Annotated in this window: 3 protein-coding genes; 2 read left to right on the top strand and 1 reads right to left on the bottom strand. The window is 68.7% G+C overall.

The window, feature by feature from the left end; translation table 11 throughout:
* The coding region (locus AC1DY5_RS46755) for an ATP-binding protein (RefSeq protein WP_478121189.1) at window positions 1–3,140 on the bottom strand (3,140 nt) is incomplete at its 3' end.
* 45 nt (window positions 3,141–3,185) lie between these two features.
* On the opposite strand from AC1DY5_RS46755, the gene AC1DY5_RS46750 reads away from it, so the two are divergent.
* Window positions 3,186–3,488 (top strand): urease subunit gamma, encoded by a 303-nt coding sequence (locus AC1DY5_RS46750; RefSeq protein ID WP_286369833.1) that lies wholly within the window; start codon window positions 3,186–3,188, stop codon window positions 3,486–3,488.
* A gap of 37 nt (window positions 3,489–3,525) precedes the next feature.
* Window positions 3,526–3,689 (top strand): HupE/UreJ family protein (locus AC1DY5_RS46745; protein WP_478121190.1); only part of this gene is annotated, 164 nt, incomplete at its 3' end.

The following is a 3,689-nucleotide window of genomic DNA, read 5'->3' as shown; positions in this document are numbered from 1 at the left end:
GCATGGGGATGCCAGCCGGCCGCGATCAGGTCCAGCGCATCGTGGCCGCTGGCGGCGGTGCGCAGCTCGAAACCCAGCGGCGCGAGCACCTGCACCAATAGCTCTCGATCGGCCTCCTCGTTGTCGACCACCAGCAAGCGACGGCGCCGGCCCTCGTAGCCGCGCCGCGGCCGTGCCGCCGGTGCCGGCAGGCGGCGTCCGATACCGGCGGGCAGCTCGTGCACGCGCGGCAGGAACAGCCGCACGCTGAACACAGAGCCGACGCCGGGCGTGCTCTGCACGCGCATCTCGCCGCCCATCAAGTCGATCAGCATCTTGGCGATCGTCAGCCCGAGGCCGGCACCGGGTGCTGCCGGCCCGGCCGTGGCGCCGCGCGCGAAAGGCTCGAAGATGCGGCCGAGTTCTTCCACCGACATGCCCGGCCCGGTGTCCTCGATCTCGATCGCGGCGAACTCGCGCGCATAGCGCAGCCGCAGCGTGACCTGGCCGGCGGCGGTGAACTTGATCGCGTTACCCAGCAGGTTGATGAGGATCTGCCGCACCCGCTTCTCGTCGGCGCGCACCAGCTCGGGCAGGCTGCCGCTGGGCTCGAAGCGGAAGGCCAGGCCCTTCTCGGCGGCTTCCAGCTCGAACATGTCGGCCAGCTCGCTCATGAGGTCCGCGAACAGCATCGGCCGTGCATTCAGCGTCAGCTTGCCGGCCTCGATGTGGGCGATGTCCAGCGTGCCTTCGATCAGCGACAGCAGGTGCTCGCCGCCGCGCTTGATCACCGCCACCGCCTGCTGCCGATGCGGCGGCACCGCGGCATCCTCGCCCATCAGCTGCGCGTAACCCAGGATGCTGTTGAGCGGCGTGCGCAGCTCATGGCTGATGGCGCTGATGTAGCGGCTCTTGGCCTGGTTGGCCTGGTCGGCCGCGCGCCTGGCTTCCTCCGCCAGGCTGCGGGCCTGGTCGGCGCTCTGCTTGGCCGCCTGCAGCGCATGGTCGGTCTTGCGGTGCAGCTCGATCTCGCGCACCAGCAGGTGGGTCTGCCGATTCGATTCCTCCTGCGCCACCTTGCGGCTCTGGTGCGCCAGCACCAGCCACCAGGCGACGATGCCGGCGATCAAGAGCAGTGCCATGTAGGCCTTGAGGAAGCCCGAACGCAGCGACGCCGGCTGCATGCCGAGCATCGTCGCTTCACTGAAGGCCCCTTCGGCGAGCGCCCGGAGCTCCTGCTGGTACAGCACGCCGAAGACGGCCGCCAGCAACGGCACGACGATCAGCATCAGCAGCAGGAAGTGGCCGAGTCCGGTGTCGAGGTAAGGCCAGACACGGCGCGGCAGCAGCCATCGCAACCCTCCCGACCACTGCGCCGACAGGCTCGCCTGCGGCTTGCAGAGGTCGCCGCAGCGCGCGTCCAGCGTGCAGCAGAGCGAACAGATCGCGCCCTGGTAGGCGGGGCAGTGCGCCATGTCCGGGCCTTCGTATTCGCGCTCGCAGATCACGCAGCGCTGCGTGACCAGGCGGCGGTAGCTGCCGGCACCGGACTCGACCCGCGCCCAGCGGATCGCCGAGCGGCGTGTCGACGGCGCGAAGGGCGCGGCGCCGTCCTCGTCCGAGACCCGGGCGATGTAGTACTTGCCGCGCGTCGCCCAGGCGATCAGCGGCGCCGTGACGAAGGCGGTGCCCAGCGCGATCAGCGCCGAGAACGCCTGCGCCAGCGGGCCGAACACGCCCAGGTGCGCGGTGATCGACAGCACCGAGGCCAGCGCCATCGCGCCGACGCCGACCGGGTTGATGTCCCACAGGTGGGCGCGCTTGAACTCGATGCCCGGCGGCGAGAGGCCCAGCGGCTTGTTGATGACCAGGTCGGCCACTACCGCCATCATCCAGGCGATCGCGATGTTGGCGTAGAGGCCGAGCACGTCGCCGAGCGCCTCGAATACGTTCATCTCCATCAGCATGAAGGCGATCAGCGCGTTGAAGACCACCCACACCACGCGGCCCGGATGGCTGTGCGTGACGCGCGAGAAGAAGTTGCTCCAGGCCAGCGACCCGGCATAGGCGTTGGTGACGTTGATCTTGAGCTGCGAGATGACGACGAAGATCGCGGTCGCCGCCACCGCCCAGCCGAAGTTCGGGAACACGTACTCGTAGGCCGCCAGGTACATCTGGTTCGGGTCGACCGCGCGCTCCGGCGGCACCATGTGGCTGATCGCCAGGTAGGCTAGCAAGGCGCCGCCGAGCATCTTGAGCACGCCGAGCACCACCCAGCCGGGCCCGCCCGCCAGCACGCCGGCCCACCAGCGGCCGCGGTTGGCGACCATGCGCGCCGGCATGAAGCGCAGGTAGTCGGCCTGCTCGCCCATCTGCGTGATCAGGGCGATGCCGACCGTCAGCGCGGCACCGAAGAGGTGCAGATCGAAGCCATCCACCTTCGACCTGACACCGATGTAGTGCGTGACCCCCGAGAACGCACCAGGATCGCGCGCCAGCACGTAGCCGAAGGGCACCACCAGCATCAGCAGCCAGATCGGCTGGGTCCAGACCTGCAGCCGGCTGATGGCCGAGATGCCGTGCGTGACCAGCGGGATCACCACCAGCGCGCAGACCAGGTAGCCCCAGACCGGCGGGATGCCGAGCGCCAGCTCGAGCGCATAGGCCATCACCGCAGCCTCGAGGGCGAAGAAGATGAAGGTGAACGAGGCGTAGATCAGCGAGGTCAGCGTCGAACCGATGTAGCCGAAGCCGGCACCGCGCGTGAGCAGGTCCATGTCGACGCCGTAGCGCGCCGCGTAGACGCTGATCGGCAGGCCGGCCAGGAAGATGATCAGCCCGGTGACCAGGATGGCCCAGAAGGCGTTGACGAAGCCGTACTGCACCAGCAGCGTGGCGCCGACCGCCTCGAGGATCAGGAAGGACGCGGCACCGCCGAAGGCGGTGCTCGCCACCCGCCACTCGGACATCCGGCGGAAGCGCTGCGGCGTGTAGCGCAGCGCGTAGTCCTCCAGCGTCTCGCGGGCGACCCAGCTGTTGTAGTCGCGCCGGACTTTGACGATGCGCTGCGGCGCTTCGTCGCTCGGAGCGGGGGGAATGGCTGGAATATCCACACCGCATTGGTGCAACAGTCGTGCCACGGCACGACTGTTGCAAAGCATGACGACTGCCCATAATGGCCTGCCCAAGACGCCACCTCCGCACCCATGGAACTCACACCGCGCGAAAAAGACAAGCTGCTGATCTTCACCGCAGCCCTGCTGGCCGAACGGCGCCGGGCCCGCGGGCTCAAGCTCAACTACCCCGAGGCCGTGGCGCTGATCTCGGCCGCCGTGATGGAGGGTGCTCGCGACGGAAAGAGCGTCGCCGCGCTGATGAGCGAGGGCCGCGCCGTGCTGACGCGCGCCGACGTCATGGACGGCATCGCCGAGATGATCCCGGACATCCAGGTCGAAGCCACGTTTCCCGACGGCACTAAGCTGGTGACCGTGCACCAACCGATCGTCTGAGTCTTCCTCCCGCCATTCAACAACAAGGACTGCCACCATGCGACTCCTCCGCACCGTCCCCTTCCTCGCACTGCTGCCCCTGGCCGCCAATGCGCACACCGGTGTCGATGCCGGGTTGCACCACGGATTTCTCGCCGGCTTCCTGCATCCGCTGACCGGTCCCGACCACCTGGCCGCGATGGTGGCGGTCGGCCTCTGGAG

It is taken from the genome of Variovorax sp. P4_D9, assembly GCF_056401695.1.
This window is presented reverse-complemented; position numbering and strand designations above follow the sequence as displayed.